Genomic DNA, 26269 nt, shown 5'->3' with positions numbered 1-26269 from the left:
CTTTTGAAAAGCGTAAGCAAATGCAAGTAACAGCCTAAATTAATGACTTCCTTATCATGGCATGGACACCTTTAGGAACATATGCAGCTACTTTGGCCCCACCCTCATTTACCGTTATCCAGCCAAGTCCTGAAAATACTATATCTGTTTTCGGTTCTTTAATTGTGAATTCATGTTTCACAAGCTCCGGGAAGGTTTCCATCTGCTCTATTCTTGGCGGTGTAAGCATCTCTCCCGCATGATTCTCATATAGCTCATCCGCCTTTTCTGTTTTGGTGCGGTGAATATTTAATTCATTGGAGAAATGACAAACAAATGACCGCCGGCCGCCAGCAATATAATCAAACCTGGCCAGTCCGCCAAAAAACAGAGTCTGCTCTTCATTCAGCTGGAAAACCTTAGGTTTAATCTCCTTTTTAGGTGTTATCACCTTTAAATCCCTTTTATCTACATAATGAGCCATCTGATGATGGTTAATTATGCCTGGAGTATCCACCAAAGCCTTTCCATCAGATAGAGGGATCTCGATAATATCCAGAGTCGTTCCTGGGAAGTGGGAAGTAGTGATGACATCGCCCTCACCTGTTACTTCTTTTAATATGCGATTGATGAAAGTGGATTTACCTACATTCGTACATCCTACTACATAAACGTCTTTTCCTTCCCGATAATGATCGATGGCTGCTGCAATTTCATTAATGGAGTACCCTTTTGCAGCACTGGCCAGATACACCTCTTCCGGTTTCAGCCCCAGCTGTTTTGATTCCTGCTTCATCCAGTTAATCAGCTTGTTTGTTTTCACGGACTTTGGAAGCAGGTCAACTTTGTTTCCAACAAGCAGAATTTTATTGCTGCCCACAAAACGGTGAAGACCTGGGAGCCAGCTGCCGTTAAAATCAAAAATGTCCACAATCTTCACAATAAGTGCATCACTTTGTCCAATTTCATTCAGGATCTTTAGAAAATCATCATCAGTCAAGCTTACATCCTGAACTTCATTATAGTGCTTCAGCCTGAAACAGCGCTGGCAAATAATCGTTTCCTTCTGCAGAGCTGATTGAGGAGCATAACCTAATTCATCAGGATTCTCTGCCTGAACTTTCACTCCACAGCCTACGCAAACAAATTGTTCTTCACTCACTTTTTAATCCTCCCACTGAATCATGCCTTTTTTTCTGAACCAATTTAAAATCCGTCTCTCTACCAGCCGGTTAAATTTCGTAACAAACCCGTCAGTTTGAGCAACAGGTACGACCAATATAGTATGGAAACCGCTTCTGTTTCCTCCCAGTACATCAGTCAGCAATTGATCTCCAATCACCACTGTTTCTTCTTTTCTCAGTCCCATCTCAGCTAGAGCTCTCCGGAAGGCCCTGCCCATTGGCTTTCTCGCCTGATAAATAAATGGAATATCAAGTGGATGGGAAAAAGCCTTAACGCGATTTTCATTATTATTAGACACAATGGTAACCTTAATATTGCTTTGCTTCATTTCTTCAAACCAGTTAATCAGCTTCGGCGTTGCATTGGGCCTGTCCCATTCAACAAGTGTATTATCCAGGTCCGTGATTATCCCTTTAACTCCCTTTCCCTGTAAACTATGTGGAGTTATTTCAAAAATACTTTTAACATGCTGATTAGGCAAAAAATGCTTTAACACTATATTTACACCTCAATCATTTATTCATATTGTCCGGCAATAGTGTATCTATTGCCCTCAAATTAATCCCGGTCTTAAATGTTAATTAGTGTCTGCAGCCATTCACTAGATAAAACACCGATTTCATCATACCCAATTTCGTCCACTCTTTCAAAATAAAGAATGACGGATTTCAATCAGGCCGTTCTATTTTATACGATTCCACAAAATGGGGAAAGACACTCAAAACTCAGTAAATTTCCACAGAATAGTTGTTAATTAACCTTAAAATAAAAATTTTTCGACAAAAACCAACTGCTCCTCAGCCCTGTGGATAACTTTATGCACATAATCCAATATGATTTTACTACTTTTTCCCTTTTTATAAACAAAATAATCACAGGTTATCCACGGTTTCCTGTGGATAAGAGAACAGTTGTTCTAACCGTTTTAATTTGCTAAAGTAGGGGTACAACATAAAATCTTACATTATATGTATAAAATAATTCTTTTAGAACTGAAATATCAAGTACCTGGAGGTGGGACAGGAATGCGTAAACTGTCAGATGAATTATTAATCGAATCCTATTATAAAGCAAAAGAACTGCAGCTTAGCAAAGACTTCATCCGTTTAATTGAAACAGAAATCCACCGTCGATCACTATCAAACAGAATAAAAGTTACATCATAAAAATGGACAAGCCCTTACTAGGGCTTTTTTTATACTCATATTTAAACACCTGAAATAACTGGTCTTTTCATTCACAACAGGGTTCCAATCCGCTCCCCTACTTTAATTTGAGCAGGGGTCTTAATTGACTTTTCGAGCTGGAATTTCCCCTTCTCAAACAGAAGAATGACAGTAGAGCCAAATGTAAAATAGGCCATTTCCTTTCCTTTTTCAAGCTGGTCCCCTTCATGGGTAAGTTCGATGGAATTTACAAACATAGCACCCACCTTCACAATTGCGATGGCTGAATCACCATGCTTTACTTCAGTTATGCTCCGGAAATTTTTAGAAAGCGTTTCTCTTCCATATTTTAAACCCCATTTGTTAACAGGAAAAGATTTTAACCCCAGAATCCATTGATCTGTTACTTTTCCAGTGACCGGGCTGTGTATCCTGTGGTAGTGGCTCGGACTTAAATAAAAGATCATGTAAGTGCCGCCTGCATATTTCCCTGCTTTATTTGCACCAAGCATCTCAGAGATGGAATAGTTCTTCCCTTTTACCGTAATTATACGATCCTCCCGGATATCCCCAATATCTTCGATTACAGCATCTACAGGACTCACTGCTGAATCAGGGCTCTCATCCGTTACTCGTGCATCTTCTTTCAGCCTTCTAATGAAAAACTCATGAAGTGTTGGATATTCATGCAGGTTTTTTTCCATTTCACTTTCATTAATATTATAAATTCTTGAAAATGAAGGAATGACCCTCCTGCTTAGATTTGATTGTGCAAATTTCTGAAGTATACCGGATGTCCATCTTCCATTTGTCAATTCAATCAGCAGTCGATATACAGGTTTTAACAAAGGAAATGCCCCCTAACTAAATATGTTCTTTACGAACAGGCATAAAAAGCATAGAATAAAATATTATTATATAACATATAAAACTAAGTTTGCCATAGACTTCCCCGGATTTGGCACTTTTTTTATTATTGGCTTCAGTAAAGTTGCGGATTACTTCTATTTCTACCCTTCCCGATAGTTCCCATTTGCCGGAAGACATTAGCACATAGCTGTTAGAAAAACTTCCTAAAGTCTGCAAGCTGTGATTCCCCGTTGCAAGGAGTGTTCGATATGTTTTTTCAGGATGTTCTTGATTTAACCATTAAGAAGCTAAAGGCACAGACAGCCAATATCTTAACTCTGTCTAATTTGTTCTTAGGATGCTTTGCTATTTTATTTTCTATTAACGACAATTTGAAATTGAGTGTGCTGCTTATCTTTATCGCAGCTCTTGCTGACCGATTTGATGGGATGGCAGCACGGAAAATGAATATTGAATCGGAACTAGGAAAGCAGCTCGATTCGATGAGTGACATTATTTCATTTGGAGTTGCACCTGCACTGCTCCTATACACGGGAATACTTTTTGAATTCGGGGCACCCGGCGCCTTCCTGACTGCTCTATATATCGGATGTGGAGCTTTGCGGCTCGCCCGTTTTAACATTAGCGAGAATAACGGCTATTTTACCGGTCTGCCAATAACAGCTTCCGGATGCCTCGCCACTTTATGCTATCTTGCGATCCCGTTTTGGCCTTCACCTATATTCCTTTTCATCATGCTGATACTTTCATTTTTAATGATAAGCCCTTTCAGGGTGAAAAAAATGTAAAAAAGCCGAGCTCAAAATAAGAGCGCGGCTTCTATGTTTTATTTTTCTTCTGTTAATGCCAGGAACTCTTCCACATCATCCATGCATAATTGTACGGCACTTTCCCAGAACTCTGGCTTGGTTAAATCAGCATTTAAATGCTTCATCGCTAAATCTTCAACTGTCATCGATGCAGTATCCTTTAATAATGCTATATATTTTTCTTCATATCCTTTCCCTTCTTTTAGTGCCTGTGCATAGATTCCCAGCGAGAATAAATATCCAAAAGTATATGGGAAATTATAGAATGGGACGCCAGTAATAAAGAAGTGCAGTTTTGAAGCCCAGAAGGAAGGATGATACTCATCAAGTGCGTCTCCATAAGCCTCTTTTTGGGCTGCCGCCATGATGTCATTCAGACGTTCGGCACTCACATTTCCCTGTTTTCTTTCTTCATAGAATCTGGTTTCAAACAGGAATCGAGCATGGATATTCATTAGCAGTGCAACCGATCTTTGAACTTTATCTTCTAATAGTGCCAGTTTCTCTTCTTCTGATCCTGCTTTTTTCACTGCGGCATCAGAGACAATCATTTCTGCAAAAGTAGATGCTGTCTCCGCAACATTCATGGCATAATTTCGATTCAGCAAATGAAGATCTCTCATTGCATAGGTATGAAAACCATGCCCGAGTTCATGTGCAAGAGTAGAAACATTGGATGGTGTCCCTGAGTATGTCATAAAGATTCTTGATTGGCTGTCTTCAGGAAAGTAAGTATGAAAACCGCCTGGCGCCTTTCCTGGACGGTCCTCAGCTTCAATCCACTTTTCTTCAAAGGCTTTTTTAGAAAATAGGGTCATCTCTTCTCCGAAGTGGGCAAACTGCTCAAGGATAAATTCTGCGCCCTCCTGATAGGATAATTTCGTTTCTGACTCGGAGAGCGGCGCATCCAGGTCATACCAGCTTAATTTCTCTAAACCTAAAAGCTTTGCCTTTCTCTCCAAATATTTAACAAGAGGTGCTTTATTACGGGAAATGACATCCCACATTGTCTCAAGGGTTTCTTTTTTCATCCTGTTTAAATCCAGCGGTTCCTTAAGAAAATCATCCCAGCCTCTTAATTTATATACAATTAATCTAAAACCGGCTAAGTGATTTAGGGTCTTGGATAAATAATCGGACTGGCTGCCCCATGATTTTTCCCAGTTAACAAAAACTTCCTTGCGCAGCTTTCGGTCAGGACTTGAAAACTTATTGGCAGCCTGTCCAACTGACAGCTGTTTTATCTCCCCATTTTCAGTGCAGGGAATCTTTATATTTCCTACTATTACGTCATACATCTGGCCCCATCCGTGATACCCATCAACAGCAAGAGCATTAATAACAGTTTCTTCCTCCTGCGAAAGTTTTTCTGAGGCCTTTTCGCGGCGTTCGCTTAATACAAATGAGAGTTCATTTAATTCCTGATCATTTATTATCTGCTCCCATGCACTCTGATTTAAACTTGCCAGCTTCTGATCAAATACAGTTAAAGCATTTTGAAAACCTGCACTCAATTCCGTAGTTGCGCCTCTAAGGTCTTTCGCTTTTTTGTCTTCGGTATTTTGTGCCTGAAGACAGCTGACAAAAGCTCCGGCCTGGCGCACTTTTCTTGCTGTCTGCTGAAACAGCTCAATAACCTTACTTATTTCTGCGGCATCTTCGCTTGAGTTAGAAGGCTCCCAATTATGTATTAGATTAGAGAATGAATCAATATGTTTTCTTGTTTCCTGTAAATGCTGTTTAAATTCAGCTGAACCGCTTCCATCCTTAAAAAAAACATCTAAATCCCACACTGATGAATATGCTGTTGCAGTCATATTATCCCCCCATAAAAAAGTTTCGGCTGCAGAAATATTATACCTTGATTTTTCCGAAATTTCTATAAAATTGCACATTTAAAAGAGCCCATATCATAAGATATGAGCCAACTGCTGGTTATCGCTACCTGAAATAGCCTCCATAATAAGCAAATCCCCCAAAAACAAGCAGCAGAATCAGCAGGACAACTGCGAGGGCCAGCCAGAAACCGCCCCCTCCATAATAACCGCATGGATAAGGAGGGGGAACAGGATAACCGCCGTAACCATAAGGCATAACCAATTACCTCCCTTCACCTTCTATTATTTAAGATATGTAAAAAATGGACAATCGCTTAGGCTTTTGTACTAAATAACTGCTAAAAATCGATGTTTTCTTAGCACCTCTATTTGAACAGTTCATAGAATATACTAGAAGGAATTTTATGGGAGGAGTGTTAAATGAAGATTATCTCAATCTGCAAGAAATGCAAAGGCACAGGCAGCATAACAGCATGTAAATTCTTAAAGAAAACCTGCCCTGCCTGTAAGGGGTCAGGCAAAATGACAAAACATCTTTCCGATATCAAGTATAAGGAGAGGAATAAGTTTTTTCTTCACTCATAGCAGGGAGCCATTAATATGAACCCTTCCACAGGCAAGGGTTTTTTATTTTTAGCTGAAATACTATATAATGACATCGATAATAATAACCATTGAAATGCTATGAATTGGAGTGAAACAAATGAAACAAGGCCGAACGATTTTGGCGATTCTCCTATTATTGCTCACAGCCGGCTGTTCTGTGGAGGATGAGCAAAGTAAGAAAACTGCTGATGAACCTTCAAATAAAACTTCAGAAGCACCTGTTTATACTATTATCGAGGCCTCAGCCCAGCAAATCGAGCATATTCAAGGGATCGGATATCCGGGAAATGATACTGGCCTCTATCTTGCATCAAGCGAAGGATTCAAGTTTTTCAAAGATGGCATTTGGCACGAGACCACTTCTCTTAACCATGACTATATGGGGTTTCAGGCAGTCAAAGATGGATTCATTGTCAGCGGCCATCCTGATAAGAATTCCGTTATAAAAAACCCTCTTGGAATTGTAAAAAGTACAGATAAAGGAGCCTCTTTCAAGAAACTGGCTTTTAGCGGAACAAGTTCCTTTCCTTTTCTAGCTGCAGGCTATGATACCAATCTAACCTATATGATAAATCAGGAAAATAACGATGAACTCAAGGCAGGTGTATACCGCTCTCAGGACGCAGGCAAAACATGGGATCCAGTCAGCTTAAAAGGGCTTGAGGCCGACACACTTGGTATGATTGCAGCACATCCAACTAATCCTGAAATCATGGCCATGTCAACAAGAAGCGGCATCTTTTACTCACAGGATAAAGGGGAAACTGTAAAGTTAGTATCTGATTCAATTATGGCTACAGCCCTCGCATTTACGGAGAACAGCCTGTATTATGCCTATGCCGATCATGAAAAGGTTCAAATGAGCAAAATCGATCTTAAAACGATGGAAAACTCACAGATTAAAATCCCTTTTCTCAGCTATGACAACCCTATTACATACATTGCTGCCGATCAAAAATCTGACGGAAAGCTTGCTATTTCAACTTATCTCAAAGATGTATATGAATCTGCAGACAGCGGTGAGAGCTGGAAGCTTTTATTGAAAAACGGCAGAATTAAATAGCTAAAGGGACAGTCAAACTGTCCCTTTAGCTATTATTTTTCCTTTTTTCTTTTTCTGCCCGATAAAACTCATGAAACATTTTCATTAATGCTCTCTTTTCAATTCTGGAGACATAACTTCTTGATATGCCAAGTTCTTTGGCAATTTCTCTTTGTGTTTTTTCTTTTTGCAGATCAAGTCCGAACCTGCCGACAATGACTTCTTTTTCTCTCTCATCTAAAACATCAATGTACTCCTTCACTTTTTCCAGTTCCATATTTAGCTGAATTGTATTAATAACATCCTCAGATTCCGACTTAAGAACATCAATAAGAGATATTTCATTGCCTTCTTTGTCCTGCCCAATAGGATCATGAAGGGATACATCTTTTTTAGTCTTCTTCAGTGCCCGCAAGTGCATCAATATCTCATTTTCAATACAGCGGGCTGCATAGGTGGCAAGCTTTGTTCCTTTCCCTTCCGAATAGCTCTCGATGGCCTTTATCAGTCCGATTGTCCCTATTGAAATCAGATCCTCAGAATCCTCTCCTGTATTTTCAAACTTCTTTACAATATGGGCAACCAGCCTTAGATTATGTTCAATAAGCATATTACGGGCATGCGAATCACCTGCAGCCATCAAACGCAGGTATTTCTTTTCATCTGCAGGAGACAGCGGTTGGGGAAATGCATTATTTTTTACATAAGATACAAGAAACACTATCTCCTTAACCAAAAACCCGAGTGCAGTCAAAATACCGGACATCGTTCCACCCCCGCTTATAATGCGTTCAAAAATGCCTATAACTAATTCCTATGTATGGATGGAGTTGTTTTTGTCTGTCCAATTCAGATAATTTCCTCAGAAAAATTTGCTTCCCTCGTTTTTTCAGCCAATAAACCTTCATTAAAGCTTTTCACAATGATGATAGGATATAATTATTCTTGGAATAATTATTATCGCCTGCATGCGATATACATAGCTTCGTTTCAAGTTATATAAATAATCAGGAAGAAAGAGGTCTTGATAATTTGAATGGTCAGAGAATAATTTTAGCCCTCGTATTTTTTATTGTTTTTCTTGACAGCCTTGCAAAGTTTATTTTTGAAGGTTTTTCTTTAAAGACCTTGCTGATATTGCTTGCAGTTTCTGGAATTGTCCTATTTCTTTGGATTTACCCTAACAAAAAGGACTGACTTCTCAATCCGGAAGTCAGTCCTTTTTTTATATTTCATATTCCTCTGTTACACTTACCTCAGCAGAAATGATGCAGCCGACAGTACCGCACACAACCAATCCCATTACGATCCAGAACATCCTCCACACCCCTTTTTTAATTCCTTATTTTCTTTAATGTAACATGGTTTCTGTTTCAAAAAATGGGAGGAATGTGAACATTCTGTTAATCCGCATCAAGTGGATCAGTTCCTTTTCTTTCGGAATTTCAAGGTTAAAATTAATATATGCAAAGACATGCTCCTTACCTCCTAACCGTTTACAGCTTTGTTAGGTGGAATCTTTCTCCACCCAGAAAATTGCCTGACGTCCTTGTAAAATGTAAATCATTTAACAAACCACCTTTCTTGTTTTTTTGTCACTGAAATTAAAATGGACGGTAAATTGAGAATTGACGATCACGGTTTTGTTCAATAATTTTTTTAGCCAATTGTTCACGGACAACATCTTCTGCTGATACGTAACGTTTTTTTATTGTGACTGTCAAAAATAAGATATTTAATGTCATTAGATATTCCACCTCCTCTTTCATATCCTGCCAAAAGGCACAAAAAAGCCGCAAAGAGATATACTCCCAGCGGCTTGCCATTTAGGCATAAAAAACCGCAGGGCACAATTCTCCCTGCGGCATGGATATGTAATGTCAATAATGCAAATCTAAGCGATCCATTCCATGTAGGTCGAATTTGTACAATCTTTATTTAGCTGTGCTTTTAATACAATTGCAGTTAACATCATTTCATTCGACCTCCTTTTTAGAATTTTCACTTACACTGGTAATTATATCCACGATTATGCAGTTTGTAAACCTTTTTTATTCACTTTTATTAAAAATATTAATTTATGAAAAAACGCCCGGAAATCCGGGCGTTGGTTTTACTTATTTTCTCATGAGGTATTCCTGGCCTTCATCCGTTTCATTCAATTTCGTTCTGCATCGTTTGGAAAGGATAAAGAAAAGGATTGAGCCTATAAGGAAAGCTGAGGAAGATCCAGCCATTATATATAAATCAGAAACTGTATTGGCAGTGTCAGGGATAATTAAACCAATGTAAAAAAACGATCCGACAGCGAGCATTGAAATTGCAAACTGCTTGAAATCAACCATTTTTTGATATAAATGCTTTGCTTCGTTCATCATTTATTATCACCTTCTAAGAAAGACTATATTTCTACTTTAACATACTTAGCAAGTTTGAAGGTGATGTAAATAATGTAAGATAGGAAAAAAAAGGAAAGGATTATCCCTTTTAAAAGTTATTTGTTATTCTTAAGGGCATCTACTATCTTCATTACGAGTGTAGCAGAATGAAGTGCTGCCTTTTCCAAAAATTGTTCAAATGAAACATCGGATTCTTTTCCTGCAATGTCTGACAGGGCACGGATGACAACAAAAGGAGTCTCAAACTGATGAGCAACCTGCGCAACTGCTGCTGCTTCCATTTCTACTGCCTGAAGATCTGTAAATTTATCACGAATATAATCCACTCTTGCAGGATCACTCATGAAGGAGTCACCTGTTGCAATTAACCCTCTGACAACCTGGATATCACCGATTTCTCTGGCACATGCTTCAGCAATCTGCACGAGGCCGTGATCGGCTTCGAATGCTGCCGGCAATTGAGGCACCTGGCCATATTCATAGCCAAAAGCAGTAACGTCTACATCATGATGTCTAACCTCAGTCGAAATTACCGTATCTCCCACATTCAGTTCAGGATTAAATCCTCCAGCTGAACCAGTGTTAATGACAAAATCCGGCTTGTACCGCTCCAAGAGGATGGCAGTCGACATGGCTGCATTCACTTTGCCTATTCCAGAACGGAGCAGCACGACATCTGCACCATTCATTTTTCCTGCTGTAAACTCGCATCCGGCAATCGTATCCTGTTGCTTATCTTCTATTTTATCCCTAAGTAAAGTAACTTCCTCTTCCATTGCTCCAATAATAGCTATTTTCATTTTAAAACCTCTTTCTGATTTTTCTATGCTTTGATTACATTCATGGTTATTAGCATGCCCATATGATTTATGCAAACTCTATTCTACCATCATAGACGGGATCTTTGCCAGATTCGTAAATAATTCATACATTAACCTCTCAGGTTTTGAAAGTTGCCAGACTAAAACTAACCCCATAAAATAAAAGATAGTATCGAAGGGAAGGGGGAATTATGATGAATTTCCAGTTTGATTTGATAGAAGATAAGGTTGAGTTTTATGAAGCTCCTACTTTAAAGGAGCTTGAAAAGAAGATAAATATACAGATTGAGCATAATAAAGCCATCCTTTTATCTGTCCACCACGTATCGCATCAAATGCATCTTGATGAGAATGGAAGGACTTATTTCTCGGCGGTGGTCCACTATAAAGCAAAAAATAAGGACGCCCTGGCGTCCTTATTAACTAATTTATTTCATTTAAGACCTCTACCCTGGAAGGCTTCCATCCTTCTCCGTCAACCCAGTCTATATAGACACGGTACTTTTCACTTTGATCTTTTGTGGAAATTGTTCCAACAGAGCTATTGGGCCCATTATTTCCGAGGAACCAAACAGTCATATTTCCCTGATCAACACCTGTAGCATAAGAAATGGCACTGAGCATTTCCTGCCAATCTGCATGATTTTGATCATAGACAGCAGTATGCTCTCCGGTTTGAGAGGTTCCGACTGGTTTCCATGCTGGATTTTCAATCGTTTTTTCAACGTCAGGCCCGCTTCCGCCTTCTGTTACGACTTGTTCTTGATCTTCTTCAGTCTCTTTAGCATTTTCTTCTTTTTCTTTTTCTTTTTCTTTTTCTTTTTCTTTTTCTTTTTCTTCTTCAGAATCTTTATCTGCTTTCTCTTTGTCTTTATCCTTATTTTGCTCTATGTCATTGCCCTTATCTTCCTTGTTTTTCTCTTTTTGTTTCGATTCAGATGCTGTCTGTTCATCGGCAGGAAGTGCCTGATCATTATTACCGCCAAAGAATATTTTGGCTGATACAACAATAATAAGGATGATGACAAGTGCAATAAGGCTATTTAAGATGATATTAGTTTTTTTTCTTTTTTCCCGTTTACCAAAACGGGATTCTCTGTTATTCCCTTTCAAGACTTTCTCCTCCCCAATTCAGACTTATAGGTATAATAAAAAATGAGTAGAAATAATATCGCAGCCATCTGCCTACGGGCTCTAAACAGCGGCTGTCAACATTCTAACACGTAATTAGGTTATGTTAAAAGAAATAACCTATGGACATCGTACTGCCGGCAATTAAATGGACGACAGCAGCATACGGAAAGTTACACTATACCATATTTGTTTACTGGTCTGCAGAGCCCAATGGAGGAGTTTCTTGTTTATGATTATAGTTATAGACTTCTTTGACGATATCAGCAAAGAGCGGATTCACTCCCCCTGTGTCTTCAGTAACCTCCAGATTTACAGTTACAAGGGCATATTTTGGATTTTTATATGGGAAGTAACCCGCGAACCATTTATTGTGCAGCTGCTTTCCATCTGCCATTATGCCCGTTTCAGCTGTGCCGGATTTCCCTGCAACTTCGTATGGAAGTTCTTTAAACCAGCGGCCGGTCCCTTCTTCATTAATTACTACTTCCCTTAGCAGTCTTTGAAGCTTCATAGCGGTAAACGGGGCAATTATTTCTCCCTGCAGCTTCTGTTTCTTGAATTCTATAAGAGATGTACTGTTTTTATATTCAATTTCTGAAGCAACCCGGACCATTTCTTTCTCTCCTCCTCTGGCTATAGTTGCCATCATGTTGGCAACAGCAAGTGGAGTAGCTCTCACCTCATGCTGTCCAATTCCTGTCAGACCTGCAAAATTACTGTCTTTTTTAGCATCTTCAGACAGAAACACCCGTCCTTTTTCTTCATCCTGAAGCTGTTTAAAATCGCTGAAATGATAAATATCTCCCTCCCAGCTTACAGGACCTATTAACGACAGTTTGTCTGCATACTCCTCAAGGAGATCCGGGTTAATATCTTTCAACTCCTTAGCAATGGATGCAAATGTATTATTGCAGCTCCTGGCAAAGCTCTCATCGAAATTCAGCATGCCATGCTGATATTTAAGATCCGGTTCCCCATTAATTTTCCTGCTGCAGTCAAATTGCCTCTTAGGATCGTCCAGACCATGATCAATTGCGGCTGCTGCCACCACCGTTTTAAAAACTGACCCCATGATTTGCTGTTTAATCATATGATTAACCGTCCCTTTGCTTTTTTCTTCAAAAGGATTATTTTTATTAAGGGATGGACGAGACACCATTGCCAAAATTGAATTAGTCTCTATATCAAGCAGGATAATACCGCCTTTTTTAATCCCATGCTGATCCGCCAATTTTTCGGCCATCATCTGTAAATCATAATCCACAGTTGTCCTAATATTGACTGGATAAAAGGGGTTTGCCGGCTCTACATATTTCACATCGATGCCAAACAGCGGTCCGCCAGTCCCATCCACATGATAGACAAGTTTTGATGCCCCTTCAGGAAGCAGAAATTCATCAAAGCTCTTCTCCATGCCGGTAATGCCAATCATTGTATCGGAAGACAGATCTTTGTCCGGGTATCTTTCTTTAAGGACGGCCTGATTCTGACCGGTAATTCCGATTAGCTGGGATGCAGGTTTCTCGGAACGGCTGTATTTCTTCTCAACAGCAAAGACACCCGGAATTTTCAAGTCATTGATTTTCTCCATTTGATCGAAAGACAGCTGAATGGGCTCCGGACTTCCAAATGCAAAAGGTTCTTTTGCATTCTCAACAGAATGCCGCAATGAATATTCCGAAGCACCCGTAATTTCAGATACCTTTTTTATATCCCAATCCATTCTTGTGAGGAAAGGGAATAATATAAGAACAGATTTATTTTCAAATGTCATGGGATTACCGCTGCGATCAAGAAAATCCCCTCTCCCGGCATCGATAATCATTTCCTGGGAGCGCTGACGGACACTCGCTTCAAGAAGATTGATTTCCCTGCCTGTAAAATGCTCTGTTGAAACAAGCTGCAGCTGTATCAGCCTTCCCATAAGAAAGCAAAGGACTATGAAACTAACGATTAACCAGCCAACTGCTCTTTTTCTCCACATAAAAAACACCTCGTCAAAAGTCTTGACGAGGTTTTCTGATTTCAAACCAGCTATTCTTATTTAATGGAAACAATGCGTACGTTCATTTCTCCTCCAGGAGTCTGAACGGTAACTTCGTCTCCAACTGTACGGCCCATCAGGCTTTTGGCAATTGGAGAATCATTAGAGATTTTTCCTTCAAAAGGATCCGCCTCTGCACTTCCTACGATAGTGTAAGTTTCCTCGTCACCATCCGGAAGCTCTACGAACGTAACGGAACGGCCAAGTCCAACGATATCTCCGGCCATTTCTTCTTCTTGAATGATCTTAGCATTGCGGATCATATTTTCAAGAGTTGTAATCCGTCCTTCAACAAAAGCCTGCTCTTCTTTCGCTGAATCATATTCTGAGTTCTCGGAAAGATCTCCGAAGCTTCTTGCGATTTTTATACGTTCAACCACTTCTTTGCGCTTAACCGATTTTAAATAATCCAGTTCCTGCTCAAGTTTTTCTTTACCTGCCTGTGTCATTGGGAAAACTTTTTCTGTAGCCAAAACCTTCACTCCTTCGAATTACACATCCTTTAAAGGATGTGTTCTATAATGTATGTACTTCTTTTTATCATATTTTCAGGAAAATGAACAGGAGCGCGTCCTTTGTTAAAGGGCGCGCAGATCATCTTTTTATATTGACCGGCTTTGAAAGATTTGCTGACGGTAAAAATGAACCGGGATAAGCAATCTTAAAAAGCCACTCGGTAAAAGGATATGTCCTATAGAACATTTTCAATGCTATTGTTTCATAAAAATGACTTTTGTTCAAGAATTGTTTGAATTTTTGTGACCATTAAATCGATCGCAACGTGATTATGCCCGCCTTCGGGAATAATGATGTCAGCATATCTTTTCGTCGGCTCAATAAATTGATTATGCATTGGCCGTACAACATTCACATATTGTTCAATGACTGAATCCATGGTGCGTCCCCGCTCTTTTATATCCCTGAATAAGCGGCGGATGATCCGCAGGTCTGCATCTGTATCTACATATAATTTCATGTCCATCAGATTACGGAGCCTCTCATCCTCAAGAATCAGAATGCCTTCTAGGATGATCACATCCTTTGGCTCGACTTCAATTACTTCTTCAGACCTTGTATGCATGGCATAATCATATACAGGCTTTCTTATCGGCTCATATTTCAGCAGGCTTTCAATATGTTCAATAAGCAGGTCGTTGTCAAATGCAAGAGGATGGTCATAATTTGTCTTCAGTCTTTCCTCGAAAGGCAGATGAGTCTGATCCTTATAATAATAATCCTGTTCGATCATAAGGATTGAGTGCCCTTTGAATCGGTCATAAATCGCTTTAGTAACGCTCGTTTTTCCTGAGCCGGAACCGCCGGCCACCCCAATTACAACGGGTTTGCGTTTCATTGATTAGAGCTCCTTTCGCATCATGTTGTCAGGGTATACCGGCTTATCAACTTTAAATTGAACAATTTGAAGCGGATGGCGCGCTGCATCCAGCTCATTGCCTTTTTCATCCCATATTTTATCGATGACTTGTGTAAAATTTTCAATTTCAGGGCCGAAGAATTCTACTTCCTCTCCAGGCATAAATTTGTTTCTCTGCTGCAGGGTAACAATTTGTGTTTCCGGATTGTAATCCAGCACAAGCCCGACGAAATCGATATTCGTCTTTTTGCTATGATTTCCAAACATTTGCTCTTTATACCCTGGAACCCCTTCAAAGAAAGCTGTCGCTGTTTCGCGGTTTGCACATTTATCAAGCTCTTCAAGCCATTCCTGCTTAATCTGGAAGTTGTCGGGATCTGCACAATAGGCATCAATCACTTTGCGGTACACGCTTACTACTGTTGCAATGTAATGGATGGATTTCATGCGTCCTTCAATTTTTAAACTGTCAATTCCCAATTCGATCATACGCGGAATTGATTCAATCAGCTTAAGATCTTTAGGACTCATTGCAAATGGAGCATCTCCTTCGCTGTATAAAGGAACTTCATTCTCCCCTTCAAGCTGATATAAATCATAATCCCAGCGGCAGGACTGGCAGCAGCCGCCCCTGTTGGAATCACGTGCAGTCATATGGTTGCTGAGTGTGCAGCGCCCGGAGTAGGCAATACACATCGCCCCATGAATGAAGGTTTCAATTTCAATATCAACCTTCTCCTTCATTTCTTTGATTTCCTCCGCACTTGTTTCACGCGCAAGGACCACACGCTCCAATCCTTCTTCCTTCCAGAACTCGACTGCCTTCCAATTGGAGAGGGATTGCTGTGTGCTTAAATGAACTTCTATCTCAGGTGCAACACGGCGGCAGGTTTCAATGATCAGCGGATCTGCCACAATGATTCCTGCAACTCCTGCTCCTTTAAGGCCCAGCAAATAATCCTCAAGACCATCAATATTTTCGTTATGAGCAAAAATATTGGTTGTAACATAAATCTTCGCTCCGTATTTTTTGGCGAATTCGACGCCTTCTTTCATTTCTTCAAAAGTGAAGTTGCCTGCGTTTGAACGAAGGCCGTATTCCTGTCCGCCGATAAACACAGCGTCGGCACCATAGTGAACGGCAATCTTCAGCTTTTCAAGGTTCCCAGCCGGAGCAAGCAATTCAGGTTTTTTTACAATAACCCGTTTGCCGTTGACAATTTCGGAAATTTTTTCTTTTACCGCTGCCATAGAGCTTCCTCCTCTTTCTTTTTCATATAGTCAAATTAGTAGACAGTTTCCTTAAAGAAGAATCCGGTATCAAGCGGACGATTCGCCGGCTGAATTTCTTCAACTTCAGTGAGAAGACCATCTTTTATTTCATCGTATTGGTCCGGATCTTCCACACATAGATCAATAGCTTTTCTGTAGAGTTTAGTCACTGCAGCAATATACTCAGGAGTTTTTAATATCCCGTCAATTTTAAATGAATCAATGCCTGCTTCAATCATTTCCTGCAGTTCATCTATAATGCAGATGTCATTAGGACTCATGATATGAGTGCCATTTTCATCTTCAAAAATCGGGTATTTATTTTCCCGTTCCTTGTCGTGAAGGAACATATTCTTTTCCTGTTTGCGGTTTTCCACTTCCAGGGCTTTCCCCTGATATTCATAATAATTGCCCAGCAAGGAGCGCTTTGATTGGAACATGGCAGTCATGCCATGAACCTGCACCTCTATTTCCACTTCGGCATTCTCTTTTATTTCAATGATGGCATCCATATTAATCTCTCTGGCAAGGACTGCGCGTTTAGCACCTTTTCTGCCCCAGTAGTTGCATGTATACCAGTTTGTTGCAGTAGTTTCTGTATTCCAATGAAGCTTCATGTCCGGCGCAGCCGAGCGGGCGGCCATTAATACAGCAGGATCTCCAAATATAATTGCATCCGCATTTATTTCTTTCAGGAAACTGATATAATCTTCAAGTTCAGGCACTTTATCATTATGAAATAAAGCATTCATTGCGACATACACTTTTTTCCCATGCTTGTGTGCAAGTTCAACCGCTTCTTTCACATCTTCCCTTGTGAATTCCCCTGCAAGTCTCAGTCCATATCGCTGTTCTCCTACAACAAAGGCATCTGCACCTGCAGACATAAGGGGCCCAATATCTTCAACACTTGTTGGCGTTACCAACAGTTCAGGTTTTTTCATTATAATCACCTCTTTTTACTAATTGCCACGCCATCCCCAACAGGCAAAATAACTGTATGATATTCAGGATGACTCATTAACCATTTATTAAACACATCAATTTTTCTAACCATATTCCGGATACGTTTATTTTCTATATTTGATTCACACACAAGGCCTTTGAAAAGGACATTATCTGTAATAATCACGCCGCCATCTGAGAGAAATCGTGAGTAGATTTCAAAGAACCGCTGATATTGGCCTTTTGCTGCATCAATAAATATAGCATCATAAGGTCCGTGCTTTTCAACGTCTTCCTCGACTTCCAGGGCATCTCCCTTAATGATGATGATTTGCTCTTTTTTCCCGGCTTCTTCTATATACTTTTCGGCAAGCTGGTAACGTTCCACATCGCGTTCAATCGTAACAATTTTCGATTCAGGAACTGTGAAGGCCATTCTGAGTGCTGAATAACCGATTGCCGTGCCTACTTCGAGTATCATTTTCGGTTTTTGAATGCGCAAAAGCTGAAGCATCGCTTCGATTCCTGCCAGCTCCATAATTGGAACATTGTGCTCTTTGGCGTACTGCTCCATTTTATCCAGCAACTGGGGTCTCCCAGGTATTATTTCCTCTATATATGCATGCAGCTTATCGTTCATCAAGCTGGCATCACCTCAATCAGATGGAATTTTATTGTCAAGCTGCGGATCTGAGAGAAACTCAGGTCTCAGCCGTTTTTCTATTTAGACATGAAAAAATAGCGTTCACAGATAGGATGTGAAAATGCGCTGTGCTGCATTCCGGCTTAGATGAGCCTGTATCCATGCTTGTCCGTGATTTACGCTATCGCGAAGAAATATAAAACACCTGATCTATTTTACCATAAGTAAAAGGGGAATGCTATATCTGCACATTCCCCTTTTACTAATTTAATTATTTGAGATATGCTGTGCTTTTTTTTGATTATGCTCATCCAGTGTCTTCGAGAAAAGAACTTCTCCTGTTGATGTAGCAAGGAAGTAAAGGTAATCTGTTTCTGCAGGAACCAATGCTGCTTCAATTGAGGAAACTCCTGCATTTGAAATTGGCCCGGGCGTCAGTCCAGGGTACTTATATGTGTTGTATGGTGAGTCGATCTCTAAGTCTTTATATAGGACCCTTGATTTATGTTCACCATGTGCATACAGGACAGTTGGATCTGTCTGGAGTGGCATCCCTGTGTCAATCCGGTTGTAGAAAACACTCGCAATCTGATCACGGTCTACTTTCGCCGTTGCTTCTTCCTCTATGAGCGATGCCATTGTCAATAATTTGTGCGGAGTATATTCCCGCTTATCCATATCACCGCTATACTCTTTAACAACTGAAGCCGTTTTATCAAGCATAACTTTGACAATTTCCTCTATAGTCGGATCTTCTTTGTAAAAAGGATAGGTTGCCGGGAATAGATATCCCTCAAGAGGATATTTAATATTCTCACCCAGGATTTCCTTTGTTAGCAAATCAGGATATTCTGCCATTAAAGATTTAATAAAAGCTTCTTCATTAAGTTTTTTCAAGACATCTTCAGGATTTTTTTCAGTTTTTTCTGCAATGATTCCCGCTATCTGCTCAAGCTGTTTTCCCTCTGGAATGGTGATCTTGAAAGCTACTTCTTCCATTACCTTACCTGTTTTCAAGCTATCAAGGATCTCCTTCATATTCATGGAAGGCTTCAATTCATATTCTCCTGCCATGAATCCAGCTTCATTTTTAAATTTCACATAATATTTAAATACACGTGCATCCCTGATAATTCCATTTTCTTCAAGAACAGTGCCGATTCCCGTCACAGATGACCCGATTGGTATTTCTACTTTTTTCGGCTTATTATTATCGGGATCAACAGGCTTTAAAGCTGAATTAATATAAAAATATCCGCCGCCGAGCACTGCAGCAGCTGAGATTAATAATATGATTGCAACTATCAGTACAATTTTACGGACTACTTTTGCTTCGCCTTGGCGCTCAATCATTTTTTCCCGTATTATTTCTTTTTTCCCTTTTTGATCGTCTGCCGACATCACATATCCCCCCGTTCCAAAAACATTGGCTTTGTAAATGGCTCTTTTCGTAAACATTGCTTTTGTCGCCTTTCAATGTTGTCCGTTGATTTCCGCTCCAGGCTGCTCAGCGAACCGCGGGGCAGGCGGTGAGCCTCCTCAACGCTACGCGTCTGCGGGGTCTCACCTGTCCAGCTACTCCCGCAGGAGTCTCGCACCTTCCGCTACAATCAACTCAGCGGATAATATAAAAAAGCAACAAGCCTTGTATAACATGTTTCATGCCAACTGGCCTAAGAACTCGTATTTCTTTTTGTTTCTGAGACATCACGGGCTTATTATACTATATTTTCTTTTGTAAGTCGCAGGATATTACAAAAACCAAAAGGATTCGCCATTTTTTTCCACAATTTGCACTTTCGGTTATTCAGCTCCATCCGAAAAAAGAGCAAATAAAAAACTGGCCCGGGGCCAGTTTAATTAATCTTCCTGCTCTTCAAGGAATGTGTTTAGCATTTCTTCAATTAGATCCCATTCCTCTTCTGTCTCGATTGGCTGCAGTTCGCCATCCTTGCTGTCTTCGCTTGGGCTGAATGCTGATGCGTGAATTTCAATTTCTTCATCATCATTTTCATCTGCCCCCACTGGGTAGTAAAGGACATATGACTTGCCGAATTCTTCCGAATCAAACGTGAACAATACTTCGCAAAGCTGCTCGTTGCCTTCCTCGTCAATTACAGTAATGTTGTTATCTCCATGGTTCATTTCTGTTCACCTCATTAAATTTGGCTATTTAAAAAGCCTTGTAAAATCATTACGGCTGCCATTTTATCAATGACTTTTTTCCGTTTCTTGCGGCTGACATCCGCTTCAAGCAAAACTCTTTCAGCTGCCATTGTTGAGAGACGCTCGTCCCACAATACGACCGGAAGGCCAAATAGCTTCTCCAGCTCTGAAGCAAAGAACTGGCTGGCTTCACCGCGTGGGCCAATGGTTCCGTTCATGTTTTTAGGCAAGCCGACAACAATCTTACTGACTTCATGCTCTTTTATTATTTCACCAATTCTTTCAAAACCAAACTCTTTTTCTTCCTCGTTGATTTTGATGGTTTCCAAGCCCTGCGCTGTCCATCCGAACGCATCGCTTAGAGCGACGCCGACTGTCTTAGAGCCGACATCCAGTCCCATAGTCCGCATGTTTACCCCTCACGCTGCTGTTTTAAGTATGATTTAACCAATTCTTCGATGATCTCATCCCGTTCAAGTTTACGGATGATATTGCGTGCATCCTTATGGCGGGGAATGTAAGCCGGATCCCCGGACAGCAGATAACCGACAATTTGATTTATAGGATTATACCCTTTTTCCTGGAGGGCGCCATAAACTTGAAACAGAACTTCATTCACATCCTGTTCGATTGGTTCTTCAGGAAAGTTAAACCTCATTGTTTTGTCAAATGAGCTCATATCTTACACCTCGCTTTTCTGCATGAAGGATAGGATAGCTTATATTTGCCGGATTAAATCCGGATCATTACCAGCTTGTCCCCCTCTTCATAACTGTTTGGCCTGCCGCCTGAAAAATCAGAGCGATCAATAAATGATCTTGTTCCTGACAGGAAAACATGGTGAAGAACAAGCTGTTACTTCCTGATGATGAACAATCTCTCTTGGTTATCTCCATTTTACACTACTTTACAGGGATATCAAACGGATTTAACCCATTCTTCTACAAATTGCAGAGCACTTTCAAGTTTTTCCGGGTCTTTTCCGCCAGCCTGAGCCATGTCCGGACGGCCTCCGCCTCCGCCGCCGCATTTTGCAGCAACTTCTTTGACCGCTTTGCCCGCATGGAAGCCTTTTTTAATCAAATCATCTGTCACCCCGGCAATAATATTCACTTTTCCCTCGTTTATACTGCCTAATACAACAACTGCAGATCCGAGTTTTTGTTTTAAATCATCAGCCATATTGCGCAGGTTATTCATGTCTGATGCCTGGACCTTTTCAGCAAGAACGGTAATGCCATTGACTTCTTTTGCCTTTGATACCAGGCTCCCTGCTTCAATATTGCCCAATTTTGCTGCTAAAGATTCGTTTTCACGCTGCAGCTGCTTCATTTCTCCAAGAAGCACATCAATTCTTGCGGACAAATCTTTTGGATTGGTCTTTAATTTGCCTGATGCTTCTTTTAATACAGTAATCTGGTCATTCATTAGCTTGTATGCAGATTCGCCAGTTACTGCTTCTATTCTGCGAGTTCCAGCGCCAATTCCGCTTTCCGATTGGATCTTGAACAATCCGATGGAAGCAGTATTCGGAACATGGCATCCGCCGCAAAGCTCAAGACTGTAATCACCAACCTGAACGACCCGGACAATCTTGCCATATTTCTCACCAAATAGAGCCATAGCCCCCATTGCCTTTGCCTCTTCAATGTCCTTGTAGTTGATTTCAACTTCAAGGCTTTGCCAAATTTGTTCGTTGACAATCGCTTCAATTTTCTCAAGCTCTTCAGAAGTAATTTGCCCAAAATGAGAGAAGTCAAAACGCAGACGATCCGGGCCTACTAGAGAACCAGCCTGGTTAACATGGCCTCCCAAAACATCCTTTAAAGCTTGATGAAGCAAGTGAGTTGCAGTATGATTTTTGATTACCTTTGAACGGATTTGCTCATTTACAGCAGCCAGTACAGATGCTTCTGCCTTCAGCTTTCCTTTTTCAACGACAGCTCTATGAAGGTTTTGTCCATTCGGAGCTTTTTGAACATCCTTAATGGAAACCTTTAATCCTTCTGCCTCAAGAGTTCCCTGGTCAGCAATCTGTCCGCCGCTCTCTGCGTAAAATGGTGTTTCATTCAGGATCAGCTGAATCTCATCACCAGCATGAGCTTCTTCAATTAATTGCCCATCCTTCACAATTGCAGCTATTCTGGCTTCTGTCTGAAGCTTATCATATCCGACAAATTTGCTTTCGGTTTTCAGCTCTCCTAACACACCGCCCTGAATCTGCATGGAATCTACATCCTGACGTGCTGAACGTGCACGCTCGCGCTGTCCTTCCATTTCCTTTTCAAATCCGGCATGATCCACTTTCATACCTTCTTCTTCAGCATATTCCTCTGTTAACTCAACAGGGAATCCGTACGTATCATATAGACGGAAAACGTCTTCACCCTGAATCGTATCGCTGCCTTTTTCTTTTTCTTTCTTGATAACAGATGAAAGAATGGCAAGACCTTCATGAAGTGTTTCATGGAAACGTTCTTCTTCGTTTTTGATGACCTTTTGAATAAATTCCGTTTTTTCTTTTACCTCCGGATAGAAGTCATGCATAATTTCTCCTACCACTGGCACCAATTCATACATAAATGGCTCGTTTATATTGATTTGTTTTGCATATCTGACAGCACGTCGAAGCAATCTTCTTAATACATAGCCCCGTCCTTCATTAGAAGGCAGCGCACCGTCACCCACTGCAAATGCCACTGTGCGGATATGGTCAGCAATAACTTTAAATGCAACATCCGTTTCATTTGATGCTCCATATTTCCGGCCTGAAATTTCTTCTGTTCCCCGGATAATCGGCATAAATAAGTCTGTATCAAAGTTAGTAGGAACATTTTGAACGACAGATGCCATCCGCTCAAGCCCCATCCCGGTATCAATATTTTTCTTAGGAAGCGGCGTATAAGTGCCATCAGGATTATGGTTGAATTCAGAAAACACAAGGTTCCAGACTTCTAAATAGCGATCGTTTTCACCGCCGGGATATAGTTCAGGATCTCCTGGGTCATTTCCATATTCAGGACCGCGGTCATAGAAGATTTCTGTATTTGGACCACTTGGGCCTTCTCCGATGTCCCAGAAGTTTCCTTCCAGGCGGATAATTCTCTCTTCAGGCACGCCCACTTTTTCCCGCCAGATGTTAAAAGCTTCATCATCTTCGGGGTGAATTGTAACAGAAAGCTTTTCTTCTTCAAAACCGATCCATTTTTCATCAGTCAAGAACTCCCAAGCCCAGACGATTGCTTCTTCTTTAAAGTAATCACCAATTGAGAAGTTGCCCAGCATTTCAAAAAATGTATGGTGCCTTGCTGTTTTGCCGACATTTTCGATATCGTTGGTACGTATGGATTTTTGGGCATTTGTAATCCTCGGGTTCTCAGGGATGACACGGCCGTCAAAATATTTTTTCAGAGTGGCGACACCACTATTAATCCAGAGCAGGGAAGGATCTTCGTGCGGAACGAGGGATGCGCTCGGTTCAACAGCGTGTCCTTTCTCCTTAAAGAAATCCAGGAACATTCGGCGTATTTCAGCACCTGATAATTGTTTCATTCTAACCAACCTCCTAAAATATGTAAAAACTTTTGAAAACAACAAAAAAAGCCCTCATCCCTGGACAGGGACGAGAGCTTGCTCGCGGTACCACCCTGATTATGGAAGTTAAATGAATAATGCCGGTTCATAGGCAATCTCCCATCTCTCAGATCCTTAACGCGGAAATACGGCAGGGATTAGCTGCACTCAGGATTAGCTTTCTGTTATCCTTCATCTGGAAGTTCTTTCAGCCTTGGAACTCCCTCTCTTTTATGAATGCAGCAATGCATTCACGCAGATGGCCTATAACATACTCATTCCGTCAAAATGTTTAATATATAGCTTTATAGACGCATTATAGCGATTTACCTTTATTGTTGTCAACATCAGGATGAGGTTCCGCTGATTTTTGGCTGTTTATTTTTTGAAAAGTGTTTTTTTGCATGTATGATACTTACTTTAATGACAGCTAAAATCGGAACTGCAATAATCAGGCCCAATATCCCTCCAGCTTCTCCGCCCGCCAGCAGTGCAAGCATAATGAGAAGAGGGTGCATATGAAGACTTTTTCCAACAATCAGGGGTGATAGGATATTTCCCTCAAGGAATTGAAGAACCATAATAATCCCAATTGTTATTACGACCATTTTAACCGATAAAGCTGAAGCAATGATCACAGCCGGGACCGCTCCGATAATTGGACCAAAATAAGGAATTACATTGGTAACACCTATTATAGTGCCCAGCAAAAGAGGATAGCGCATATCAAAAGCCCAGAACAGCAGAGAAGAAATGGCTCCAATGGCTGCACATACCAGAAGCTGGCCTCTGATATAGCTTCCGAGGGACTTATCTATATCTCTTAAGAATAACACGCCTTCCTTCCTCCATTTTCTTGGAGTCAAATACCAGGCAGCTCTTTTCATAATCGAAAAATCTTTAAGAAGATAAAAGGAGATGAAGGGGATAACTGCGATAATCACAGCATAGTTCAATACATTAAGAAAAAATGTGATTACCTTCGACAAAAGATTATTCAGCCGCTGTTCTACAGCTGCAATAACATCATCAATCCTGGTCTGCAGGCCATCAGGCCATGTTGATGTTTTACTCTGAATCGTGTCGATCCATCCGCGGTACTGATTTGCAAAGTGAGGTGCATTTTCCGCCAAATCACGCAATTGATGAATAAAAGCCGGAATCCCTTTATACAGGGTAAGGCCAATTCCCCCGAAGAACAAAAAATAAATAATAAAAACGGCAAATCCTCTGTGAAGGCCCGTTTCATGCAATTTTTCCACGATCGGGTGAAGAAGATATGTAATAAATGCCCCAATGATAAAAGGAATGAATACGGCAAATACGATTTCCATAAGGGGCATCCATAATGCCTGGAGCTTCAGGAACACTAAAATCACAATAAACAAGAGAAGCAGAAATCCAAGCCTGTAGTACCATTTCATTTGAATATTCAATATGCCTCCCTCCTTATATTTATTGTGATAGCTTCCATGGGAATTATGCATCTTACTCATTATGAATACCATGAAACTGCGAAAAAAAGCTGGCCCTTTTTTAAGAACCAGCCTTGATCATTTAAAATAAAGCTTTGGTTATTCTTTTCTGGATACGTTTCATTTTTCGGCCTGATATCATATTATTCTTTTGGGCATAATTATAAGCAGCCATGCCTGCCCCAAGCATCATTGCAGAGGTTAATATTTTGTTCATAACTGGCTCACCTCTTCCGTTAATTCTTACGAAAGAAACCGGCGCTCTTCTTCTTCAAATAAATCATCAAGGGAACTGAGCGTACCATCTTCCTCTACTTGATGGGTGTTAATGATCCCTTTGGACAAGGAAAGTTCAATAAAGCAACTCCAGCAATAATATTGGTTAATCCCAATTTTACCAATATCTTTACTCTGGCAATTTGGACATTTCAGCACGAAAAAGACACCTCACTATTTTACATTTACAATTATGGCGTCTTTTCCAATTGCAGGCGGGTCATCGGTTTTTATGACACGTTTTCCTTCCAGCACATCTGAAAAGAAGCCATCCGACAGTTCGTACCCTACAATCGTGCCCAATTCTTCCTTAAAGTATACATCCTCAAGCAAACCAAGCCGTTCTCCTTCCCGGCTCATAATCATTTTGCCGGTTAACCGGTTATGGGTCTCGCATGTATAATCATCATGTTTAGGAATTGCCTGCAGAACAGAGGTATCTTCAATCATCACTCCATCCCAGCCGAAAGATGCCACGTCTTCAATATTGATGATATAGTTTTTTTTCAGAAATGCGCCCTTTCGCAGTAGTAATCCCTGAACTTTTCCGGTTCCAGAAATGGATAAATCACAGATATCGCCTGCTTTATTGCCGGTTTTTAACTCAAAAACCGGCAGGCCTTTTAATAAAGAAAATGTCCGCAAAGAGAA

28 protein-coding genes and 1 pseudogene are annotated in these 26269 nt (G+C 40.6%); 4 read left to right on the top strand and 25 right to left on the bottom strand.

Annotation, left to right across the window (positions count from 1 at the left end; all coding sequences use genetic code 11):
* Window positions 1-34: 34 nt before the first annotated feature.
* Both yqeH and LLY41_RS06320 read right to left on the bottom strand, forming a co-directional pair.
* Complete coding sequence (gene yqeH, locus LLY41_RS06325; RefSeq protein ID WP_095245907.1) at window positions 35-1141, bottom strand: ribosome biogenesis GTPase YqeH; 1107 nt, start codon at window positions 1139-1141, stop codon at window positions 35-37.
* Between the two features lie 3 nt (window positions 1142-1144).
* Window positions 1145-1660, bottom strand: a complete 516-nt coding sequence (locus tag LLY41_RS06320) for a YqeG family HAD IIIA-type phosphatase (RefSeq protein WP_095245908.1) — start codon at window positions 1658-1660, stop codon at window positions 1145-1147.
* 529 nt (window positions 1661-2189) lie between these two features.
* On the opposite strand from LLY41_RS06320, the gene LLY41_RS06315 reads away from it, so the two are divergent.
* Window positions 2190-2330, top strand: coding sequence for a sporulation histidine kinase inhibitor Sda (locus tag LLY41_RS06315; RefSeq protein WP_035331211.1), 141 nt, complete (start codon window positions 2190-2192; stop codon window positions 2328-2330).
* 71 nt (window positions 2331-2401) lie between these two features.
* Here the strand turns inward: LLY41_RS06315 and LLY41_RS06310 are convergent, their stop codons facing one another.
* Window positions 2402-3178: a phosphatidylserine decarboxylase gene (locus tag LLY41_RS06310; protein ID WP_304587198.1), complete on the bottom strand. Its 777-nt coding sequence runs from the start codon at window positions 3176-3178 to the stop codon at window positions 2402-2404.
* A gap of 270 nt (window positions 3179-3448) precedes the next feature.
* Between LLY41_RS06310 and pssA the strand changes: the two genes are divergently transcribed.
* Window positions 3449-3988: a CDP-diacylglycerol--serine O-phosphatidyltransferase gene (gene pssA, locus LLY41_RS06305; RefSeq protein WP_095245911.1), complete on the top strand. Its 540-nt coding sequence runs from the start codon at window positions 3449-3451 to the stop codon at window positions 3986-3988.
* 38 nt (window positions 3989-4026) lie between these two features.
* On the opposite strand, the gene LLY41_RS06300 is transcribed toward pssA, so the two are convergent.
* Both LLY41_RS06300 and LLY41_RS06295 read right to left on the bottom strand, forming a co-directional pair.
* Window positions 4027-5826, bottom strand: coding sequence for a M3 family oligoendopeptidase (locus LLY41_RS06300; protein ID WP_304587196.1), 1800 nt, complete (start codon window positions 5824-5826; stop codon window positions 4027-4029).
* A 124-nt stretch (window positions 5827-5950) separates the two neighbouring features.
* Window positions 5951-6103, bottom strand: coding sequence for a hypothetical protein (locus LLY41_RS06295; RefSeq protein ID WP_174749532.1), 153 nt, complete (start codon window positions 6101-6103; stop codon window positions 5951-5953).
* A 447-nt stretch (window positions 6104-6550) separates the two neighbouring features.
* On the opposite strand from LLY41_RS06295, the gene LLY41_RS06290 reads away from it, so the two are divergent.
* Window positions 6551-7516 (top strand): F510_1955 family glycosylhydrolase, encoded by a 966-nt coding sequence (locus LLY41_RS06290; protein ID WP_095245912.1) that lies wholly within the window; start codon window positions 6551-6553, stop codon window positions 7514-7516.
* Between the two features lie 25 nt (window positions 7517-7541).
* Here the strand turns inward: LLY41_RS06290 and sigK are convergent, their stop codons facing one another.
* The 4 genes from sigK to mtnN form a co-directional block, all read right to left on the bottom strand.
* Window positions 7542-8261 carry an RNA polymerase sporulation sigma factor SigK gene (gene sigK, locus LLY41_RS06285; protein WP_095245913.1) on the bottom strand — a complete coding sequence of 240 codons (720 nt, stop codon included), beginning with the start codon at window positions 8259-8261 and terminating at the stop codon, window positions 7542-7544.
* 838 nt (window positions 8262-9099) lie between these two features.
* Window positions 9100-9240 carry a YrzI family small protein gene (locus LLY41_RS06280; protein WP_304587194.1) on the bottom strand — a complete coding sequence of 47 codons (141 nt, stop codon included), beginning with the start codon at window positions 9238-9240 and terminating at the stop codon, window positions 9100-9102.
* A gap of 372 nt (window positions 9241-9612) precedes the next feature.
* Window positions 9613-9873, bottom strand: coding sequence for a YrhC family protein (locus tag LLY41_RS06275; RefSeq protein WP_095245914.1), 261 nt, complete (start codon window positions 9871-9873; stop codon window positions 9613-9615).
* A 116-nt stretch (window positions 9874-9989) separates the two neighbouring features.
* Window positions 9990-10694, bottom strand: coding sequence for a 5'-methylthioadenosine/S-adenosylhomocysteine nucleosidase (mtnN, locus tag LLY41_RS06270; RefSeq protein ID WP_095245915.1), 705 nt, complete (start codon window positions 10692-10694; stop codon window positions 9990-9992).
* 215 nt (window positions 10695-10909) lie between these two features.
* On the opposite strand from mtnN, the pseudogene LLY41_RS06265 reads away from it, so the two are divergent.
* Window positions 10910-11110, top strand: a pseudogene (locus LLY41_RS06265) (YrzA family protein); the annotation flags it as partial.
* Window positions 11111-11138: 28 nt separating this feature from the next.
* On the opposite strand, the gene LLY41_RS06260 reads toward LLY41_RS06265, so the two are convergent.
* The 16 genes from LLY41_RS06260 to LLY41_RS06185 form a co-directional block, all read right to left on the bottom strand.
* Window positions 11139-11828 (bottom strand): YrrS family protein, encoded by a 690-nt coding sequence (locus tag LLY41_RS06260; protein WP_304587193.1) that lies wholly within the window; start codon window positions 11826-11828, stop codon window positions 11139-11141.
* Window positions 11829-12039: 211 nt separating this feature from the next.
* A complete protein-coding gene (locus tag LLY41_RS06255; RefSeq protein ID WP_304587191.1) occupies window positions 12040-13833 on the bottom strand; it encodes a peptidoglycan D,D-transpeptidase FtsI family protein in 1794 nt (597 codons plus the stop codon).
* A 56-nt stretch (window positions 13834-13889) separates the two neighbouring features.
* Window positions 13890-14366 (bottom strand): transcription elongation factor GreA, encoded by a 477-nt coding sequence (greA, locus tag LLY41_RS06250; RefSeq protein WP_095245918.1) that lies wholly within the window; start codon window positions 14364-14366, stop codon window positions 13890-13892.
* Between the two features lie 245 nt (window positions 14367-14611).
* Complete coding sequence (udk, locus tag LLY41_RS06245; protein WP_304587190.1) at window positions 14612-15247, bottom strand: uridine kinase; 636 nt, start codon at window positions 15245-15247, stop codon at window positions 14612-14614.
* A gap of 3 nt (window positions 15248-15250) precedes the next feature.
* On the bottom strand, window positions 15251-16519 hold the full coding sequence (locus LLY41_RS06240) for a peptidase U32 family protein (RefSeq protein WP_095245920.1): 1269 nt from the start codon (window positions 16517-16519) through the stop codon (window positions 15251-15253).
* A gap of 35 nt (window positions 16520-16554) precedes the next feature.
* A complete protein-coding gene (locus LLY41_RS06235; RefSeq protein WP_304587189.1) occupies window positions 16555-17484 on the bottom strand; it encodes a peptidase U32 family protein in 930 nt (309 codons plus the stop codon).
* Between the two features lie 5 nt (window positions 17485-17489).
* Window positions 17490-18125 (bottom strand): O-methyltransferase, encoded by a 636-nt coding sequence (locus LLY41_RS06230; RefSeq protein WP_095245944.1) that lies wholly within the window; start codon window positions 18123-18125, stop codon window positions 17490-17492.
* Window positions 18126-18395: 270 nt separating this feature from the next.
* A complete protein-coding gene (gene mltG, locus LLY41_RS06225) occupies window positions 18396-19529 on the bottom strand; it encodes an endolytic transglycosylase MltG (protein ID WP_095245922.1) in 1134 nt (377 codons plus the stop codon).
* Between the two features lie 459 nt (window positions 19530-19988).
* On the bottom strand, window positions 19989-20273 hold the full coding sequence (locus tag LLY41_RS06220) for a DUF1292 domain-containing protein (protein WP_095245923.1): 285 nt from the start codon (window positions 20271-20273) through the stop codon (window positions 19989-19991).
* A 14-nt stretch (window positions 20274-20287) separates the two neighbouring features.
* A complete protein-coding gene (gene ruvX, locus LLY41_RS06215; protein ID WP_048010335.1) occupies window positions 20288-20704 on the bottom strand; it encodes a Holliday junction resolvase RuvX in 417 nt (138 codons plus the stop codon).
* 2 nt (window positions 20705-20706) lie between these two features.
* A complete protein-coding gene (locus tag LLY41_RS06210; protein WP_009333061.1) occupies window positions 20707-20973 on the bottom strand; it encodes an IreB family regulatory phosphoprotein in 267 nt (88 codons plus the stop codon).
* A 239-nt stretch (window positions 20974-21212) separates the two neighbouring features.
* Window positions 21213-23846, bottom strand: coding sequence for an alanine--tRNA ligase (gene alaS / locus LLY41_RS06205; protein ID WP_304587188.1), 2634 nt, complete (start codon window positions 23844-23846; stop codon window positions 21213-21215).
* A 368-nt stretch (window positions 23847-24214) separates the two neighbouring features.
* Window positions 24215-25303, bottom strand: a complete 1089-nt coding sequence (locus LLY41_RS06200) for an AI-2E family transporter (RefSeq protein WP_304587187.1) — start codon at window positions 25301-25303, stop codon at window positions 24215-24217.
* Between the two features lie 121 nt (window positions 25304-25424).
* A complete protein-coding gene (locus tag LLY41_RS06195) occupies window positions 25425-25559 on the bottom strand; it encodes a YrzQ family protein (RefSeq protein ID WP_081757307.1) in 135 nt (44 codons plus the stop codon).
* A 26-nt stretch (window positions 25560-25585) separates the two neighbouring features.
* Window positions 25586-25777 (bottom strand): hypothetical protein, encoded by a 192-nt coding sequence (locus LLY41_RS06190; protein ID WP_095245926.1) that lies wholly within the window; start codon window positions 25775-25777, stop codon window positions 25586-25588.
* 15 nt (window positions 25778-25792) lie between these two features.
* Window positions 25793-26263: a PRC-barrel domain-containing protein gene (locus tag LLY41_RS06185; RefSeq protein ID WP_095245927.1), complete on the bottom strand. Its 471-nt coding sequence runs from the start codon at window positions 26261-26263 to the stop codon at window positions 25793-25795.
* Window positions 26264-26269: the final 6 nt, after the last annotated feature.

It is taken from the genome of Cytobacillus firmus, assembly GCF_023612095.1.
GTDB lineage: Bacteria > Bacillota > Bacilli > Bacillales > Cytobacillaceae > Cytobacillus.
Note: the sequence above shows the minus strand (reverse complement) of the source record. Positions and strands in the feature narration are given on the sequence as shown.

What these genes read in the sequence shown, in the direction of transcription:
- LLY41_RS06315 (WP_035331211.1), top strand. Translation starts at nt 2,190, where the DNA reads ATGCGTAAACTGTCAGATGAATTATTAATCGAATCCTATTATAAAGCA.
- pssA (WP_095245911.1), top strand. Translation starts at nt 3,449, where the DNA reads ATGTTTTTTCAGGATGTTCTTGATTTAACCATTAAGAAGCTAAAGGCA.
- LLY41_RS06300 (WP_304587196.1), bottom strand. Translation starts at nt 5,826, where the DNA reads ATGACTGCAACAGCATATTCATCAGTGTGGGATTTAGATGTTTTTTTT.
- LLY41_RS06295 (WP_174749532.1), bottom strand. Translation starts at nt 6,103, where the DNA reads ATGCCTTATGGTTACGGCGGTTATCCTGTTCCCCCTCCTTATCCATGC.
- LLY41_RS06290 (WP_095245912.1), top strand. Translation starts at nt 6,551, where the DNA reads ATGAAACAAGGCCGAACGATTTTGGCGATTCTCCTATTATTGCTCACA.
- sigK (WP_095245913.1), bottom strand. Translation starts at nt 8,261, where the DNA reads ATGTCCGGTATTTTGACTGCACTCGGGTTTTTGGTTAAGGAGATAGTG.
- LLY41_RS06280 (WP_304587194.1), bottom strand. Translation starts at nt 9,240, where the DNA reads ATGACATTAAATATCTTATTTTTGACAGTCACAATAAAAAAACGTTAC.
- LLY41_RS06275 (WP_095245914.1), bottom strand. Translation starts at nt 9,873, where the DNA reads ATGATGAACGAAGCAAAGCATTTATATCAAAAAATGGTTGATTTCAAG.
- mtnN (WP_095245915.1), bottom strand. Translation starts at nt 10,694, where the DNA reads ATGAAAATAGCTATTATTGGAGCAATGGAAGAGGAAGTTACTTTACTT.
- LLY41_RS06255 (WP_304587191.1), bottom strand. Translation starts at nt 13,833, where the DNA reads ATGTGGAGAAAAAGAGCAGTTGGCTGGTTAATCGTTAGTTTCATAGTC.
- udk (WP_304587190.1), bottom strand. Translation starts at nt 15,247, where the DNA reads ATGAAACGCAAACCCGTTGTAATTGGGGTGGCCGGCGGTTCCGGCTCA.
- LLY41_RS06240 (WP_095245920.1), bottom strand. Translation starts at nt 16,519, where the DNA reads ATGGCAGCGGTAAAAGAAAAAATTTCCGAAATTGTCAACGGCAAACGG.
- LLY41_RS06235 (WP_304587189.1), bottom strand. Translation starts at nt 17,484, where the DNA reads ATGAAAAAACCTGAACTGTTGGTAACGCCAACAAGTGTTGAAGATATT.
- LLY41_RS06230 (WP_095245944.1), bottom strand. Translation starts at nt 18,125, where the DNA reads ATGAACGATAAGCTGCATGCATATATAGAGGAAATAATACCTGGGAGA.
- mltG (WP_095245922.1), bottom strand. Translation starts at nt 19,529, where the DNA reads ATGTCGGCAGACGATCAAAAAGGGAAAAAAGAAATAATACGGGAAAAA.
- LLY41_RS06220 (WP_095245923.1), bottom strand. Translation starts at nt 20,273, where the DNA reads ATGAACCATGGAGATAACAACATTACTGTAATTGACGAGGAAGGCAAC.
- ruvX (WP_048010335.1), bottom strand. Translation starts at nt 20,704, where the DNA reads ATGCGGACTATGGGACTGGATGTCGGCTCTAAGACAGTCGGCGTCGCT.
- LLY41_RS06210 (WP_009333061.1), bottom strand. Translation starts at nt 20,973, where the DNA reads ATGAGCTCATTTGACAAAACAATGAGGTTTAACTTTCCTGAAGAACCA.
- alaS (WP_304587188.1), bottom strand. Translation starts at nt 23,846, where the DNA reads ATGAAACAATTATCAGGTGCTGAAATACGCCGAATGTTCCTGGATTTC.
- LLY41_RS06195 (WP_081757307.1), bottom strand. Translation starts at nt 25,559, where the DNA reads ATGAACAAAATATTAACCTCTGCAATGATGCTTGGGGCAGGCATGGCT.